General features: G+C 68.4%; 13 protein-coding genes, 1 tRNA gene and 1 other RNA gene. 10 read left to right on the top strand and 5 right to left on the bottom strand.

The window, feature by feature from the left end; genetic code table 11:
• Positions 1 to 4: 4 nt before the first annotated feature.
• Both C8D81_RS21240 and C8D81_RS21235 read left to right on the top strand, forming a co-directional pair.
• Positions 5 to 838 (top strand): DUF1565 domain-containing protein, encoded by an 834-nt coding sequence (locus C8D81_RS21240; protein WP_208109190.1) that lies wholly within the window; start codon positions 5 to 7, stop codon positions 836 to 838.
• Between the two features lie 121 nt (positions 839 to 959).
• A complete protein-coding gene (locus C8D81_RS21235; protein WP_208109189.1) occupies positions 960 to 2,000 on the top strand; it encodes a right-handed parallel beta-helix repeat-containing protein in 1,041 nt (346 codons plus the stop codon).
• A 4-nt stretch (positions 2,001 to 2,004) separates the two neighbouring features.
• Here C8D81_RS21235 and C8D81_RS08450 read toward each other — a convergent pair whose 3' ends face one another.
• The 3 genes from C8D81_RS08450 to C8D81_RS08440 form a co-directional block, all read right to left on the bottom strand.
• The gene (locus tag C8D81_RS08450; RefSeq protein ID WP_133625906.1) at positions 2,005 to 2,886 is read right to left on the bottom strand and encodes an aldose-1-epimerase; all 882 of its coding nucleotides are present in this window, start codon (positions 2,884 to 2,886) and stop codon (positions 2,005 to 2,007) included.
• A 78-nt stretch (positions 2,887 to 2,964) separates the two neighbouring features.
• Positions 2,965 to 3,052, bottom strand: a tRNA-Ser gene (locus C8D81_RS08445).
• 65 nt (positions 3,053 to 3,117) lie between these two features.
• Positions 3,118 to 3,882 (bottom strand): alpha/beta fold hydrolase, encoded by a 765-nt coding sequence (locus C8D81_RS08440; RefSeq protein ID WP_133625905.1) that lies wholly within the window; start codon positions 3,880 to 3,882, stop codon positions 3,118 to 3,120.
• 53 nt (positions 3,883 to 3,935) lie between these two features.
• Here C8D81_RS08440 and ffs point away from each other — a divergent pair.
• Positions 3,936 to 4,032, top strand: an RNA gene (gene ffs / locus C8D81_RS08435) — signal recognition particle sRNA small type.
• Positions 4,033 to 4,055: 23 nt separating this feature from the next.
• Here the strand turns inward: ffs and C8D81_RS08430 are convergent.
• On the bottom strand, positions 4,056 to 5,513 hold the full coding sequence (locus tag C8D81_RS08430; RefSeq protein ID WP_133625904.1) for a M81 family metallopeptidase: 1,458 nt from the start codon (positions 5,511 to 5,513) through the stop codon (positions 4,056 to 4,058).
• Positions 5,514 to 5,527: 14 nt separating this feature from the next.
• On the bottom strand, positions 5,528 to 6,658 hold the full coding sequence (locus C8D81_RS08425) for an ROK family transcriptional regulator (RefSeq protein WP_166646731.1): 1,131 nt from the start codon (positions 6,656 to 6,658) through the stop codon (positions 5,528 to 5,530).
• A gap of 173 nt (positions 6,659 to 6,831) precedes the next feature.
• Between C8D81_RS08425 and C8D81_RS08420 the strand changes: the two genes are divergently transcribed.
• From C8D81_RS08420 to C8D81_RS08390, 7 genes are read left to right on the top strand one after another with little or no spacing between them, the layout of a single operon-like run.
• A complete protein-coding gene (locus tag C8D81_RS08420) occupies positions 6,832 to 8,616 on the top strand; it encodes a peptide ABC transporter substrate-binding protein (RefSeq protein ID WP_133625902.1) in 1,785 nt (594 codons plus the stop codon).
• 3 nt (positions 8,617 to 8,619) lie between these two features.
• Positions 8,620 to 9,579, top strand: coding sequence for an ABC transporter permease (locus tag C8D81_RS08415; RefSeq protein WP_094402002.1), 960 nt, complete (start codon positions 8,620 to 8,622; stop codon positions 9,577 to 9,579).
• Complete coding sequence (locus tag C8D81_RS08410; RefSeq protein WP_094402046.1) at positions 9,572 to 10,489, top strand: ABC transporter permease; 918 nt, start codon at positions 9,572 to 9,574, stop codon at positions 10,487 to 10,489. The genes C8D81_RS08415 and C8D81_RS08410 overlap by 8 nt, the downstream gene beginning before the upstream one ends.
• Before the next feature lie 3 nt (positions 10,490 to 10,492).
• A complete protein-coding gene (locus C8D81_RS08405; RefSeq protein WP_133625901.1) occupies positions 10,493 to 12,547 on the top strand; it encodes an ABC transporter ATP-binding protein in 2,055 nt (684 codons plus the stop codon).
• Entirely contained in the window at positions 12,541 to 13,878 is a 1,338-nt protein-coding gene (locus C8D81_RS08400) for an alpha-L-fucosidase (protein ID WP_094401997.1), read from the top strand. Before C8D81_RS08405 ends, C8D81_RS08400 begins: the two co-directional genes overlap by 7 nt.
• Positions 13,868 to 14,578, top strand: a complete 711-nt coding sequence (locus C8D81_RS08395; protein WP_094401994.1) for a copper homeostasis protein CutC — start codon at positions 13,868 to 13,870, stop codon at positions 14,576 to 14,578. The genes C8D81_RS08400 and C8D81_RS08395 overlap by 11 nt, the downstream gene beginning before the upstream one ends.
• Positions 14,575 to 15,474 carry an ROK family protein gene (locus tag C8D81_RS08390; RefSeq protein ID WP_094401992.1) on the top strand — a complete coding sequence of 300 codons (900 nt, stop codon included), beginning with the start codon at positions 14,575 to 14,577 and terminating at the stop codon, positions 15,472 to 15,474. Before C8D81_RS08395 ends, C8D81_RS08390 begins: the two co-directional genes overlap by 4 nt.
• Positions 15,475 to 15,617 lie beyond the last annotated feature (143 nt).

Here is a 15,617-nt window from a genome sequence, read left to right as displayed (position 1 = left end):
GACAGTGACCGAGTTGCACGTGAGCCCGAACGGCTCGGACGCCGCCGACGGGAGCGAGTCCACCCCATTCCGCACGATCAATCATGCGGCCCAGATCGCCCGCGCCGGTGACACGGTGGTGGTGCACGCCGGGGAATACCGCGAGTGGGTCAAGCCCCGGCGCGGTGGGCTGAGCGACCAGCGCCGCATCACCTACACGGCCGCGGACGGCGACCATGTCGCCATCTTGGGATCGGAGCGGGTCGACTCCTGGGAACGGCAGGACGGGGACGTCTGGAAGGCCGTCCTGTCCAACAGCATGTTCGGTGACTGGAACCCCTTCGCCCTGGAGCTGCGCGGCGACTGGGTCGTCCGGCCCGTCGGTGACGAACCCGTCCGACACCTCGGCGACGTCTATCTTGACGGAAAAGCCTTCTATGAGGCGGATTCCTTCGACCAGCTGGCGTCTCCACAGCGGCGCGATCGCATCGTGGACGACCGCACGGGTCAGGAGGTCGCGATCGCTGACCCCGACCAGACGACCCGGCTCTGGTTCGCCGAGGTGGACGCGGAGAACACCACCGTGTGGGCCACCTTCCACGATGCCGATCCGAACCGGGAACTGGTGGAAGTGAGCGTACGCCGCTCGGTGTTCCAGCCGGAGGCGAACCACATCGACTACATCACCGTGCGCGGCTTCGAACTCGCGCACGCCGCCACGCCCTGGGCTCCCCCCACCGGGGGACCAGCCGGGCCTCATCGGACCCAACTGGGCCAAGGGCTGGATCATCGAGCAGAACCACATCCATCACGCGAAGTGTTCTGCCGTCTCCCTGGGCAAGGAGGCGAGCACGGGTGACAACTGGTTCACCGAGCGGCGGGACAAGCCCGGTTACCAGTACCAGCTCGAGGCCGTCTTCCGGGCCCGGCAGATCGGTTGGTCCAAGGAGCAGATCGGGAGCCACATCGTCCGTGACAACGTGATCCATGACTGCGGGCAGAACGGCATCGTCGGACACCTGGGGTGTGTCTTCAGCGAGATCCGCAACAACGAGATCCACGACATCGCCACCAAGCGGGAGTTCTACGGCCACGAGATCGGCGGGATCAAGCTGCACGCGGCCATCGACGTCCAGATCGTGGGCAACCACATCCATGACTGCGCGCTGGGGATCTGGAGCGACTGGCAGACCCAGGGCACGAGGATCAGCCGCAATGTCTTGCACGACAACAATCGCGACCTCTACGTGGAGGTCTCCCACGGCCCCTACATCGTCGACCACAACGTGTTGGCATCGCCCGCGGCCATCGAGGTCTGGAGTGACGGGGGCGCCTACGTGGGCAATCTGGTGGCGGGCACGTTCATGGTGCGTCCGGTACCGGAGCGACCGACGCCCTATCACGTACCCCATTCCACCGAGGTGGCAGGATATGCCGGCAACTTCGCGGGCGACGACCGCATCGTCGGAAATGTCTTCGTGGGCAACGGTGGTGATCCGCGTGACGTGCGGGGGGTGTATGAGTGGGGCATCGAGCCGCAGACCCGGGTGGGATACGGATCGCTGGCCTATGACGGTCACCCCGCGTCGTTCGAGGAGTTCCTGGACAACGTGGAGGCGGCGCTGCCCGGTGACGTCAACATCTTCGATGGGTTGAAGAATCCGGTCTATCCGCGCGACAACATCTATCTGAACGGCGCGCAATCCTTCGAGCGTGAGGAAAGCGCCCTCACCGACCCGATGGACCCGGGGGTCCGCATCCATGCCACCGACGGGCGTGTGGAGCTGGAGCTCACCCTGCCCGAGGGCTTCGCGGACCACGTCGTGGCGACCGCCACCACCCAGAACCTGGGCCGGGTACGCATGGTGGACGCCGAGTTCGACGCACCGGACGGCGCGCCGCTCAGCCTCGACGAGGACCTGCTCGGCGACCGTTCCGGCGAATCGGCACCCGCCGGCCCGATCCACTCGCTCGAACCGGGACCCAACCGGGTCACGCTGCTGACGCGTACGCGAACCTGACGGCTCACTCCGCCAGGATCGTGAAACCGAGCCCCCGGCGATCACCGGGGGCCAGTGCCGTTGCGGTGTCGGGCCCATTGAAGGCATCCGGTGGGCAGGTCATCGGCTCGACGGCGAGCCCGCGCCGGCCCACCTCCTCGCCCGAATAGAGCTGGAGCCAGGGTGTGGCGGCGCGCAGGGACACCGTCATGCCGCCCCCGGACAGGGCGACCGACCAGCCCCGATCCGGCAGGCCGGTGAAGGCGTGATCCACGCTTCGCCCGCGCATCGCGGTCGGCTGGGTGAAGTCGTACGCCGTGCCGAGGACGCCGGACAGGCCGACCGGTGCCAACTGCTCGTCGACGCTCAGGATCTGTGACGCCGGACAGGTCACGACGCAGTCGTTGATGGGCAGGTTGTCGCAGGTGAGGTAGGGGTGGACCCCCAGGCCCACGGGTGCGGTTTCGGGCCCGATGTTCTGTGCGCCGATCGTCGCGTCGAGGCCGTCGGCCGTCAACCGGTAGGTCACCGACAGGGCGAGCGCGAACGGATAACCGAGCGAACCGGGCAGCGTGAGGGTGAGCGTCACACCGTCGGCGCTCCGTGCGTCGACGCGCCAGTCCGACCAGATGGCCAACCCGTGGAGCGCGGCGCCGGTCGTCGCCTCGTTGATCGGCAGGGCGAACTCGCGACCGGCGAAGGAGTAGCGACCTCCGGTGACCCGGTTCGGCCAGGGTGCGAGGACCCGGCCCATGTAGGACGCCCCGCCCACGCCGCGCGCCGGGTCGAAGGAGCAGATGGCGTCGCGACCCGCATGGCGGAGCTGGACGAGCGTCGCACCGGCCGTGCTGACCACGGCCTCCCAGTCGCCACGCGCCAGCCGGAGCTGCTCGCCATTCAGTCCCATCGGGGATCACTCGCTCGGATCGGTCCGAAACGCCGCCTCGACCACGGTTCGGGTCGGGCGGCGCTCCTGGTTGTCAACTGGCGGAGGATAGGGGATTCGAACCCCTGAGGGCTTGCACCCAACCCGCTTTCCAAGCGAGCGCCATAGGCCACTAGGCGAATCCTCCGCCGGGTAGCGTACCGTGCGCGGCGCCCGGACGCGAACCGAGATCGCCCGGTCGGCGGGATCGGATCAGTCGGCCTCGGCCAAGAAGCGCTCCACCACGGTCGCGGTCTGCACCGGGGTCTCGTCGGCGGGGTAGTGGCCGGCGTTCGCCATCACCGCGATCCGGACATCGGGCAGCACCGCACCCCAGGTCTGGCGTACCGTCTCCTCGTCGAGCACCCGGTCGTGCTCACCGACGATGACCAGCGCCGGCACCGTGACACCGGCCAGGTCGTCGGCGAAATCTGCCTCGGCCCAGGACTTCAGATGGCCGCGGAACGCCTCGGTCGAGGACTGCTCCATCGAATGCGCCACGGTCCGGTTCACCCAGGACTCGGTGTTCCGGTTCCCGGTGGTGAAGTCGACGATCGCGTACCGCTTCTCCCGATCATCGGGCGCACCGAAGAACAGCTCACGGGTCGGCTCGTCGAAGGGGGTCGGGGTCGCACCGACCGGCGCGATGCCGACGATCCGGTGCACCCGGTCGGGGGCCTGTGAGAGCACGCGCAGCGCACCGGCGCCACCCATCGAGTGGCCGACCAGCGAGAAGCGGTCCACGCCGAGATCCTCGGCCAGCGCCAGCACATCGGCGGCGATCTCGTCGAGGGTGTAGTCCCCACCCTCGGTCCGGCGCTGACCATGGCCGCGGTAGTCCACGAAGATGTGCCGGAACCGGTCGCCGTCCAGCATCCGGGGCATGCTGCCCCAGGCCGAGCTCGAACCGAACCAACCGTGCAGCCAGAACACTGTGTGATCACCGCTCCCGGTGACCTTGTGGGGGATGGTGTCCATGGATCGACAATACCCAGCTTGGATTCCGGGCAGACAGGGGCCTACACTTGCCCGCAGGTCCCCCGTGTGGCGTTACCTCACCCAATCCCCCCAGGGCCGGAAGGCAGCAAGGGTAAGTGGGCTCTGTCGGGTACGCGGGGGGCCCTTTTCATTCCCGGGGGCGGTGCCCGAGGTCAGGACGTGATCGCCTGCAGGCGTACGCCGCCGAGGTCCCGATCGAAGGGGAACATCGGCCGGTGCAGCCGCTGGTGTCCGAGCCGGACGAGATCCTGATCCACCCCGCCCGGGGTCAGGCAGAGCAGCCAGTCGGCGGCCAGGTCGTAGAGCTCCGGTTCCAGGTAGCCGATCTTGACCGTGATCACGTCAACCGCGGCCGGGTCGATGCCGAGCCGGTGGAACTTGTCCAGCGTCGAATACTGCGAGCGGCGACTCGTCACGACCACCTGCAGACCACCCACATCGAGCCGGACGACCAGACCACCGTCGGGATCCTCGACCACCGCGCCGACCACACCGCGGACCCGGACGGAACCGGGCGGGCGGTCGTCGATGCGGCCGCCGACCAGGGTGTCGATCGGGGCGCCGACACCGAGCTCGGCGGCCCGCCGGGCGGCTTCGGGGTCGACGATCGCGGCCAGCACAGCGCTCACCGAGCCGTCGGTGATCTCGGGGCAGGACAGCAGCTCGGCCAGGGTGACGGTGCAGTCCGCCGCCCCGCCGGCGCCGGGATTGTCCCCGGAGTCCGACAGCAGGAACGGTCGTTGTTCCGAGGTGATCGCGGTCCGCAACCCGTCGGGATAGCTCGCGGTCGGCGCGACGAAGATGAACTCCTCGCGCCGGTCGAGGAACTCGGCGCCCAGGTCCTCGGCGCATCGGTTGACCAGCTCGGGATCGTCCCCGGTCACCACCACCGCACCGCAGCAGCGCGGTTCATCCGCCCAGGCGAAGCCGATCCAGATCGCGGCGTCCAGGATCCCGTCCTTCGCCTCGATCCCGGGAATCCTCCCGTACAAGGACTTCGCCGGTTCGATCCGCGTCGAGGTCATCTCCCCGGGCAGCAGCACCGGAACGTGCACGAGTGCCTTGTGCGGCTTGCCGGAGCCGTCGATCAACCGGTCCACCAGGTTGCGGGCGGCCCGCTCGCGGCTCTGCCAGGCGTCCTCGTGCGGAGCCATCCGATAACAGGTGAGCAGATCCAGCCCGGCGAACAACTCCTCCGAGACGTTGCCGTGCAGGTCCATACAGGTGGACACCAACACCTCGGTGCCGATCACCGATCGAATGGCTGTGATCGGCTCACCCTCCACGTCGGTCATCCCCTCGACGCTCATCGCACCGTGGATGTCGAAGAACAACCCGTCCAGCTCACCCAGTTCCGCCAGCCCCGCAAGGATCTCCGCGCGCCAGCGTTGGTAGTCCTCGGCCACCACCGGCCCACCCGGCAGGGCCCGGGCGTGCAGCACGCCCAGCCACTCGACCCGGTCGGCCCAGTCATTGCCACCGATCCACGGGTAGCGCTCCAGCACGGCCGCGCCGCGGCGTACCTCGAAATCATCGGCGGTCGAGCGGTGCGGGGAGAAGGTGCTCGATTCGATGTGGACGCCGCAGATGGCGATCCTGGGTCGGCTCACAGGACTTCCTCGAACTAGCTGGTCAGGGTGGTCTGGCGGATCATCGCGGTCATCCCCAGCAGGGCCGCGTCGGCGCCGCTGTGGGATTCGGTGATGGTCAGGTCGGTGGTGCAGATCGGCAGACTGTCGGCATAGATGACCGCCCGCATCCCGGCGACGTAGGCGCCCACGCTGGACAGCGAGCCACCGACGACGATCGTGTGTGGGTTGAGAAAATTGACGATCGCCGACAGCACCTGGCCGAGCTGGCCGCCCGCGGTCCGCAGCCGCGTCGTCACCTGCGCATTGCCGTTCCGGCTCATCGTCAACAACTCATCCAACGAGTCGGCGTCGATGCCTTCGGCGGCGAGCAATCGCTTGATCCCGGCGCCGCTGCCCACCGTCTCCAGGCAGCCGGTGTTGCCGCAGGAGCAGACCAGCTGGCCGGCGTCGGGCACCCTGGTGTGGGTCAGGTCGCCGCCGAAACCGAGCGCCCCCCGATAGGGGCGGCCTTCGCTCATCCACGCACCACCGATACCCGATCCGGCCTTCACATACAGGAAATCCCCGAGGTCGGGCCGCTGGCTGAACTCGCCGATGGCGCCGGCACGGGCATCGTTCTCGATCACCGCGGGTACGCCGAAGCGCTCGGTCAACAGTGCGGGCAGGTCGACCTCGGTCCAGCCGGGCATCCGGGCGGCACCGCTCACCGCGGTGCGCTGCACGTTGACCGGGCCGGGCAGTGCGAGCCCGATTCCCCTCAGGGGTTCGTCCGTGTCGAGTTCGTTCCGCAGCACGCTCCACCCCTCGGCCAGGGTGTCGAAGACCTGTGTCGGGCCGTTGGCGATGGTGATCGGCAGCTCGGTCGAGCCGAGCAACCGGCCCTGCCCGTCGCTCACACCCAGGCGGACGTGCTGCGAACCGATCTCGGCCACTCCCAGGGTGCCCGGCCGGCGCCGCAGCCGCAGCAACCGGGGCCGCCGGCCCCCGGTCGACTCACCCTCGGTCTCCTCCACCTCACCCTGCTCGATGAGTTGGCGCACCAGCTGCGAGACCGTCGATGGGGCAAGGGCCGACGAACTGGCCAGGTCGGTCCGGGAGAGGCCTTCGCTCTCGCCGATGAGTTGCTTGATGCGGTCGCTGACCGGCGCCGACGGAACTGCCATGCCCTCGCCTCCCTCTGGTTCATCGCTCATCCTGTCACGCCACTTACGACGCGCGGTTGGTCCACTTATAGCCGATAACGAAGAAAGTTAGCGAAAAAACGCTGAAACTCTCGCAACTTCCGACGAATTCCTGTTAGCTTCCCAGCAGAGCCCAGACCTTCGGAGGAGCCTCAATGGGGAGCATCAAGCGCACGTCGGCGGCCAGACTGGTCGCGATCTCGGCCGCGGCCGTCCTGGCACTGACCGCCTGCAGTTCCGGTGGTGCCGGCGCCGGGAGCACCGGGCAGGGCCCGGCCAAGGACGGCGGCAGCGTGTCGATGGCGCTCAAGACGCCGAGCTGGATCCTGCCGATCGCCACTCCCGGCCACACCCAGGGCGAGAACGCGATCTTCATCTCCACGCTGTACCGCTCGGTCTACTCCTACGCGCTGTCCGGCGGCGGGAAATACAGCATCGACGAGAAGCGCTCGATCGCCGGCGTCCCGGAGGTGACCGCCGACGGCAAGACCTACACCGTCAAGCTGAAGGACGAGAAGTGGTCCGACGGCACCGCGATCACCACCAAGGATGTGCAGTTCTGGTGGAATCTGGTCAACGCCAACAAGGACAAGTGGTCCTCCTACCGCAAGGGTGCGCTGCCGGACAACGTCGCCGAGTTCAAGGTGATCGACGAGCAGACCTTCTCGATCACCACCACCCGTGAATACGCCCCCACCTGGTTCGTCGACAACCAGCTCGACAAGATCTATCCGCTCCCGGCGCACGCCTGGGATCCGGAGGGCAAGGCCGCCACCCCCGAGGGTGCCAAGGAGGTCTTCGGCACCCTGGAGGCCGCCGCCAAGGACACCGCGAGCTATGGCACCAATCCCTTGTGGAAGACCGTCTCCGGTGCCTTCACCCTCGAGTCCTATGTGCCACAGGGTGAGGTGAAACTGGCGAAGAACGCCGGTTACACCGGTGCCGACAAGCCGAAGCTGGACAACGTGGTCTTCCGCCCGTTCACCGGTGACGACGCCGAGTTCAACGTGCTGCGCTCCGGCGGCATCGACTACGGCTACATCCCGGCCGGCAACATCAACCAGCGCAAGACGATCGAGTCCCGGGGTTACAAGGTCTCCCCGTGGTACGGCTGGTCGATCAGCTACATGCCGTTCAACTTCAACAACCCGAAGACCGGGCCGATCTTCAAGCAGCTGCCGGTCCGGCAGGCGATGCAGATGCTGATCGATCAGCCGACCATCTCCCGGGTGGTGTGGCAGGAACAGGCCGCACCCACCTGCGGCCCGGTGCCGCAGAAGCCCGGATCGGCGGGTTCGATGGACGGTTGCGCCTACCAGTTCGACCCGGAGAAGGCGAAGCAGACGCTCACCGAGAACGGCTGGAAGGTCGTCCCCGACGGCGTGACCACCTGTGAGAAGCCAGGTACCGGCCCCGGGCAGTGCGGTGAAGGTGTCGCGGCCGGCGCACCGTTGCAGTTCGAGGTGACCAGCCAGTCCGGGTTCTCGGCCACCACCAAGATGATGGCCGAACTCAAGTCGCGTTTCGCAGGCGCCGGCATCCAGCTCACCATCAAGGAGGTGCCCGACTCGGTCTCGGTCACCCAGAAGTGTGAACCGGCCGATCCAGGGTGCAGCTGGGACCTGTCCTTCTTCGGATCGCAGTCCAGCTGGTACTTCCCGGTGTACGCCTCCGGGGAGCGACTGTTCGCCAGCACCGGTGCGGTGAACCTGGGCAGCTACAGCGATCCGAAGGCGGATCAGCTGATCGATGAGACCCAGTTCTCCGGTGACGAATCGGCGATGACGGCCTACAACGACTACCTGGCCAAGGAACTGCCGGTGCTCTGGATGCCCAACCCGGTCGCGCAGGTGTCGGCGTACAAGTCCGACATCACCGGCATCGAACCGCAGGACCCGACCCTCGAGGTCTACCCCCAGGATTGGGCGAGGACGAACTGAGCCGTGGTCCGTTACGTACTCAAGCGGCTGCTGCAGGCGGTCGCGGTCACCTTCCTGGTGACCGTGATCGCCTTCACCATCCTGCATCTGCTGCCCGGTGGAGCGGCCCGCGCCGCGCTCGGCAAGGAGGCCACCGCGGAGCAGATAGCCCAGTTCAACCGGGACAACGGTTTCGACCAGATCCTGCCGGTGCAGTATCTGCGCTATCTGGGGCGGCTGCTCACCGGTGATCTCGGTTATTCCTACCTCTACAACCAACCGGTGGCCGAGGCGATCGCGCAGCGGCTGCCGAAGACGATGGTGCTGTCGCTGCTGAGCACCGGGGTGGCGGTGCTGCTGGCCATCCCGCTCGGGGTGTTGCAGGCGGTCCGCCGCAACCGGTGGCAGGACTACCTGGTGACCGCCGTCGCCCTGCTCACCTACGCCACCCCGCTGTTCTTCGCCGGCCTGGTGCTGATCATCCTGTTCTCCCAGACCTGGCCGATCCTGCCGCCGGAGGCACCCCAGGGGTTCACCCTGGCCGAGATGTTCGCCGACTCCCAGGCGCTGATCCTGCCGGTGGTCACGCTCGCCATCGGCACCCTGGCGGCATACACCCGCTATGTCCGCTCCTCGATGGTGGACAACCTCAACGAGAACTACATCCGCACCGCACGCAGCAAGGGGATGGCCGAATCCCGGGTGATCTTCGGCCACGCCCTGCGCAACAGCCTGTTCCCGGTGATCACGCTGCTCGGCATGTATCTGCCGGCGCTGTTCTCCGGTGCCCTGGTGGTGGAGTCACTGTTCAACTTCCCCGGGATGGGTCTGATGTTCTGGCAGGCCGCCCAGCACCGTGACTATCCGGTGCTGCTGGCGGTGACCGTGATCGTCTCGCTGGCCACCGTCGTCGGTGCGTTGATCGCCGATCTGCTCTATGCCGCGGTCGACCCGCGGGTACGCCTCGGAGGTGCCGATGTCTGACGCCACCCCCGCACCCGGGACGACCCCGGTCCCCGCCGAGAGCGTCGAGGTAGATCGTCGGCAATCCCTGTGGCGGCAGGGATTGGAGGTGTTCGCCCAGAATCGGCTCGCCGTCGTGGGTGCGCTGCTGATCATCGGCCTGGTGCTGTTCTGCTTCCTCGGCCCGCTGCTGCGGCCCACCGAGCAGGTGCACACCGATCTCGCCTCCGCCTATCTCGACCCCGGTGCACCGGGGCACTGGTTGGGCACCGACGGTCTGGGTTACGACCAGCTCGGACGGTTGATGCTCGGCGGCCAGACCTCGATCATCGTCGGCCTGGCCGCAGGTCTGCTGGCCACCCTGATCGGCACCATCTGGGGTGCGGTCGCGGGTTTCCTGGGTGGCTGGATCGATGCCGCGATGATGCGCGTCGTGGACGCCCTGATGTCGATCCCCGCACTCTTCCTCTTCATGCTCATCGCGACCATGGTCACCCCGACGATCGGCTTGCTGATCCTGATCATCGGCGCCTTCGCCTGGCTGAACCCCGCCCGGTTGGTTCGCGGTGAGGCGATCGCGCTGCGGTCCCGCGAATACATCCTGGCGATGCGCGGGATGGGTGGCGGGCCGGTCCGGGCGGTGCGCTCGCACATCGTCCGCAACGCCATCGGCACCGTCATCGTGAACGCCACCTTCCAGGTCGCCGATGCGGTGCTCTACGTGGCCTACCTGAGCTTCCTCGGTCTCGGCGTACCCCCGCCCGCGGCCAACTGGGGCGGCATGCTCTCCACCGGCATCTCCGAGGCGTACTCGGAACGCTGGTGGCTGCTCTACCCGCCCGGAATCCTCATCATTGTTCTGGTTCTCGCGTTCAACTTCGTCGGCGACGGACTGCGGGACGCCTTCGAGGTCCGACTGCGGAAACGGTGAGACATGACTGATCCCAGCCCCCAGCCCCTGCTCGCTCTGGACGGGCTCACGGTCGACATCGCCCTGCGCAGGGGTGCGGTGCACGCGCTGCGTGGCGTGGACCTGACCGTCGATCCCGGTGAGATCATCGGCGTGGCCGGTGAATCCGGCTCCGGCAAGACGATGACCGCATTGTCGATCATGGGCCTGTTGCCGTCCGGCGGTCGGGTCACCGACGGGTCGATCACCGTCGCCGGTCGCGACATCACCCGGCTCACCCCTGCCGAGTCCCGGCGCATCCGCGGGACCGAGATCGGGATGATCTTCCAGGACCCGCTCACCTCCTTGAACCCGACCCTCAAGATCGGCAACCAGGTCGCCGAACCCCTGCGGATCCACGAGAAGGCCAACCGGGCCGAGGGCCGCGATCGGGCGATCGAGATCCTGCGCCGGGTCGGGATGCCGCGCGCGGAGAAGATCGTCGATGACTATCCGCACCAGCTCTCCGGTGGGATGCGGCAACGGGTGATGATCGCGATGGCGCTGGTCTGCTCACCCAAGCTGCTCATCGCCGATGAACCGACCACGGCCCTCGACGTCACCACCCAGCGGCAGATCCTCGATCTGATCGATGAGATCCGTGCCGAGTTCGGCACCGCCGTGATGCTGGTCACCCACGATCTCGGTGTCGTCGCCGGTCGCGCCGACAAGGTGGCAGTGATGTATGCCGGCCGGATCGTCGAGAGCGCCCCGGCGGTGGAGATCTTCGCCGATCCCCGGCACCAGTACACCCGCGCCCTGCTCGGCGCGGTACCCGACCATCGACAGGACCGCGGCCAGCGGCTGCTGTCGATTCCGGGGATGCCGCCCAACCTGGCCCGGCCGATCACCGGCTGCTCGTTCGCACCCCGCTGCCCGGCCGCGACCAGCGAGTGCGAACAGGACCCCGGTGAGCAGGGCACCCCGCAGCATCGCTTCTTCTGCCACCATCCGCACGCCCGCCCGGAACAGGACCGGCGACCGACCCCGCCCGCGGTCGTCGAGGTCACCGAGGGGAGCGCGGCCACCGAGCCTGCCCATCCGGCGGCGTTGCTGCGGCTGAGCGAGATCTCCAAGATCTATCCGGCGATGTCGGGCACGGTGCTGCGCCGCCGCAGCGGTGAGATCCATGCCGTGTCGGACGTGTCGCTGACCGTCGCCCGCGGGGAGACGCTCGGCATCGTGGGGGAGTCCGGTTGCGGCAAGTCGACCCTCGGTCGGATGATCGCCCGCCTGGAGCAGCCGACCTCGGGGGCCATGGAGTTCGACGGTGCGGTCGTCGGGGATCGGGACTCGGCACCGCGCAGCAAGCGGTTGCATCGCCGGATCCAACTGATGTTCCAGGATTCCTATGCCGCGATGGATCCGCGGATGCGGGTCGATGAGATCCTCACCGAACCGCTGGCCATCCAACGGATCGGCACCGCTCGGGAACGGGCGGCGCAGGCCGGTGACCTGTTGGACTCGGTCGGACTGGCTCGGACCTCGCTGGAACGTTACCCGCACGAGTTCTCCGGCGGGCAGCTGCAGCGGGTCGGGCTCGCCCGGGCGCTGGCACTCAAACCGGATCTGGTGGTCTGCGACGAACCGGTCAGTGCGTTGGACGTCTCGGTCCAGGCGCAGGTGTTGAACCTGATGCACGATCTCCAGAACGAGCTCGGCTTGGCGTACGTCTTCATCTCCCACGACCTGTCGGTGGTCCGCTACATGGCCGACCGGATCGCGGTGATGTACCTGGGGAAGATCGTCGAGATCGGTGCCGCGGACCAGGTGGTGACCAATCCGCTGCACCCCTACACCAGGGCGCTGATCGACGCGATCCCTTCGGTGGCAGATATTCCGGAAATCGACCAGTCGGTGGAGGAGCAACCGGAGATCATCGGCGAACCGGCCGACGCCCGAGATCCCGGTCAGGGCTGCCGATTCGCGGCCCGCTGCCCCAGGGCCCAGCAGCTGTGCCGCAGCACCGAACCACCGCTGCGGGGTGACGGCCACCAGGTCGCCTGCCACTTCCCGCTCGCCGAGGTCCGCGGGTGCTGAACTTCGAGCATCACACCGGCCCGGTCATCGATCCACCGGTGCGCTACCCGGACCTCACCGTGCCCGCGTGGTGGCGGGACGCCAAGCTGGGCTTCTTCGTGCACTGGGGGATCTACTCGGTGCCGGCCTGGGCGTACGCGGGCCCGGATCGCCCCGCCGACAACCCCTACCACTGGCATCGCTATGCCGAGTGGTACGCCAACACGGTGCGCTTCACCGATGGCCCCACCGCGGCACTGCACCGATACCGTTACGGGACGGGGACGAGCTATGCGGACCTCCTCGATGACTGGCACGCCGAATCCTTCGACGCAACGGAATTCGTGGACCGACTGACCCGCGCCGGTGGTCGCTATCTGGTCCCGGTGACCAAGCACCACGATGGCTGTTGCCTGTGGGGCACCGGGACCACCCCGTTCAACACCGTGCGCCGTGGTCCTCGCCGCGACCTGATCGACGAGCTGGCCCGCGCGGCCAGGGCGCACCGGATGCGCCTGGGCCTCTACTATTCCGGTGCCCTGGACTGGCACGTCAGCGACTTCCCGCCGATCGCCGGTGATGCGGAGCTGTTCGTGTTCCGGCGCAATGATCCGGAGTTCGCCGGGTACGCCGCCGGGCAGCTCCGGGAACTGATCGAGCGCTTCCGACCCGACATCCTCTGGAACGACATCGACTGGCCCGACGCCGGCAAGGACCATGGCCCCGACTCACTGGCCACCCTGCTCACCGAGTATCGAAACCTCGTCCCCGACGGCGTCGTCAACGACCGCTGGGGCATCCCCGCACACGGTCACCTGACCCGGGAGTACAGCCACGTCCCCGACACCCTCCCCGAACCATGGGAGGCGACCCGGGGCATCGGCCTGTCCTTCGGCCTCAACACCGACGAAGCACCCGAGCACACGCTCACCGGTGCCGACCTGGTGCGGCTGCTGGTCGATGTGGTCGCCAAGAATGGCAATCTGTTGCTCAACGTCGGCCCCGACGCCGCCGGTGAGTTGCCGGCCGCGCAGACCCGGGTGCTCGACGAACTGGGGGTGTGGATGGCTGACAATGTGGACGCGATCCACGGCACCAGGCCGTGGCGCCGGTTCGGTGATGCCGATGATTTCCGTTACACGCAACGCGATGGGGACCTGTTCGTGCATCTGCTGCACCCCGCACGAGGGGTCATCTCGTTGCCCACCGATGTCCCGCACCCGGCGCACTGGCTCGGCGCACCGGGGACCGCGGCGATGCCCGCGGCCGACGGCCTGCTCACCGTGCCGACGGTGCTGCGGGACAGCCCCGTCGCGGTCGCGATCTGTCCCGGAGGCGCCCATGCTGGTTGAGATCGCGGTGCAGGACCTGGCCGGTGCGGCGACCGCCGCCGAGGCCGGCGCGGATCGCCTCGAGCTCTGCACCGGGCTCTCCACCGGCGGGCTCACCCCGAGCGCCGGTCTGATCGCGTCGGTGGTCACCGTGGGACTCCCGGTCCGGGTGCTGATCCGCTGCCGAGAGGGCGATTTCGCCTATCTGGATGAGGAAATCGGGCTGATGGCTGAGGACATCCGGCGGTCCCGCGACCTGGGTGCAAGCGGGGTCGTCGTCGGTGCGGTGCATCGGCTCGGCGGCCGACCGCGGTTGGACCGGGCGGCGTTGAGTCGCCTGGTCGGCGCGGCCGAGGGATTGCCGACGGTGTTGCATCGGGCCAGTGACGTGGTGGGGCCGACCGACACCGCAGAAACCCTTGCCGAGACGGGGATCGCCGAGGTGCTCACCTCCGGGGGCGGCAGCACCGTCGCCGAGGGGATGACCGGTCTCGGCCGGTTGGCCGGGTTGCTGGGTGGTGATCGGATCATCGCCGGTGGCGGGCTCGCGGTGGCTGATGTGGCGGAGCTGGCCGCATTCGGAGTCGGCGCGGTGCACGCCTCGGCGAGTCGGTCGGTGACCGGCGGGCCGACCGGCCCCGGTGCCGCGACCGGGCGCAGCGTGACTGCGGCGGAGCGGGTGGCGGCCCTGGTCGCGGCCGTCCGGGAGGTGTCGGCATGAGGACGTGGCTGGGTTTCGACATCGGCGGTACGAAGACGGGTTGGCTGCTCGCCGATGACGACGGCCGGGTGCTGGGGCGCGGCGCGGTACCGACACCGGGATCGCCCGACGCGATCACCGAGGTGCTGCTGCGCGAGATCGCCGCGAATACCGCAGGAGGCGCGCTGGCGGGCATCGGCGTGGCCTCGATGGGGGTGATCGACCCGCGCTCGGGCACCGTACTCACCGCCTCCGACTCCATTCCGGGATGGACCGGGCACCGGCTGGGGACGATTCTGCGCGGCGCCCAACCGCTGCCGGTCGCGGTGCTGAACGATGTCAACGCCTTCCTGCTCGGCGAGATCGACCGGGGCGCCCTGCACGGTGCCCACACCGCGCTCGGGGTGATGCTCGGCACCGGGGTCGGCGGCGCGGTGCAGTTGTCCGGGCAGCTGTACGCCGGGGACCTCGGCGGCGCGGCCGAGATCGGCCACATGCCCGGCTTCGGGGACCTGCCCTGCACCTGCGGCGGCCGCGGCCACCTGGAGACCCTGACGTCCGGTCGCAGTCTCGCGCTGCGCTATCAGGAGCGCACCGGCCGGCCCACCCGCGGTGCGGCCGAGGTCGCCGAGTCGGCCCACGCCGGCGATTCGGAGGCGCGCGCGGTGTTCACCGAAGCCGGCGACGCACTGGGCCGGGCGCTGGCCATGGCCGGCACCCTGTTCGACCTCGATCGGGTGGTCTGCGGCGGCGGCGTGACCGCGTCCTGGGACCTCCTCGAACCCGGTCTGGAGCAGGCGCTGGCGGCCAACCCGCTGGTGTCGGGTCGGACGCTGCGGGTCCGCCGGACTGCGCTGGGTTCGGATGCCGTCTGCCACGGTGCGATCAGCGCGGCCGTCGAGCTGTGCGGTCGATGACCGGGCCCCGGCTGCCGGTGGGAAATGTCAGGGGCCCGCACTAGGGTGCAGTGCGTGGAGGACGAGACCGAATTCACCGACGACGAGTACGGCTTCGAGCCCTTCGAACAGGAGGGCGAGTCGCTGTTCGCCGGTGCTGCACC

The organism is Enemella evansiae, from assembly GCF_004362375.1.
Taxonomy (GTDB): domain Bacteria; phylum Actinomycetota; class Actinomycetes; order Propionibacteriales; family Propionibacteriaceae; genus Enemella; species Enemella evansiae.
This window is presented reverse-complemented; position numbering and strand designations above follow the sequence as displayed.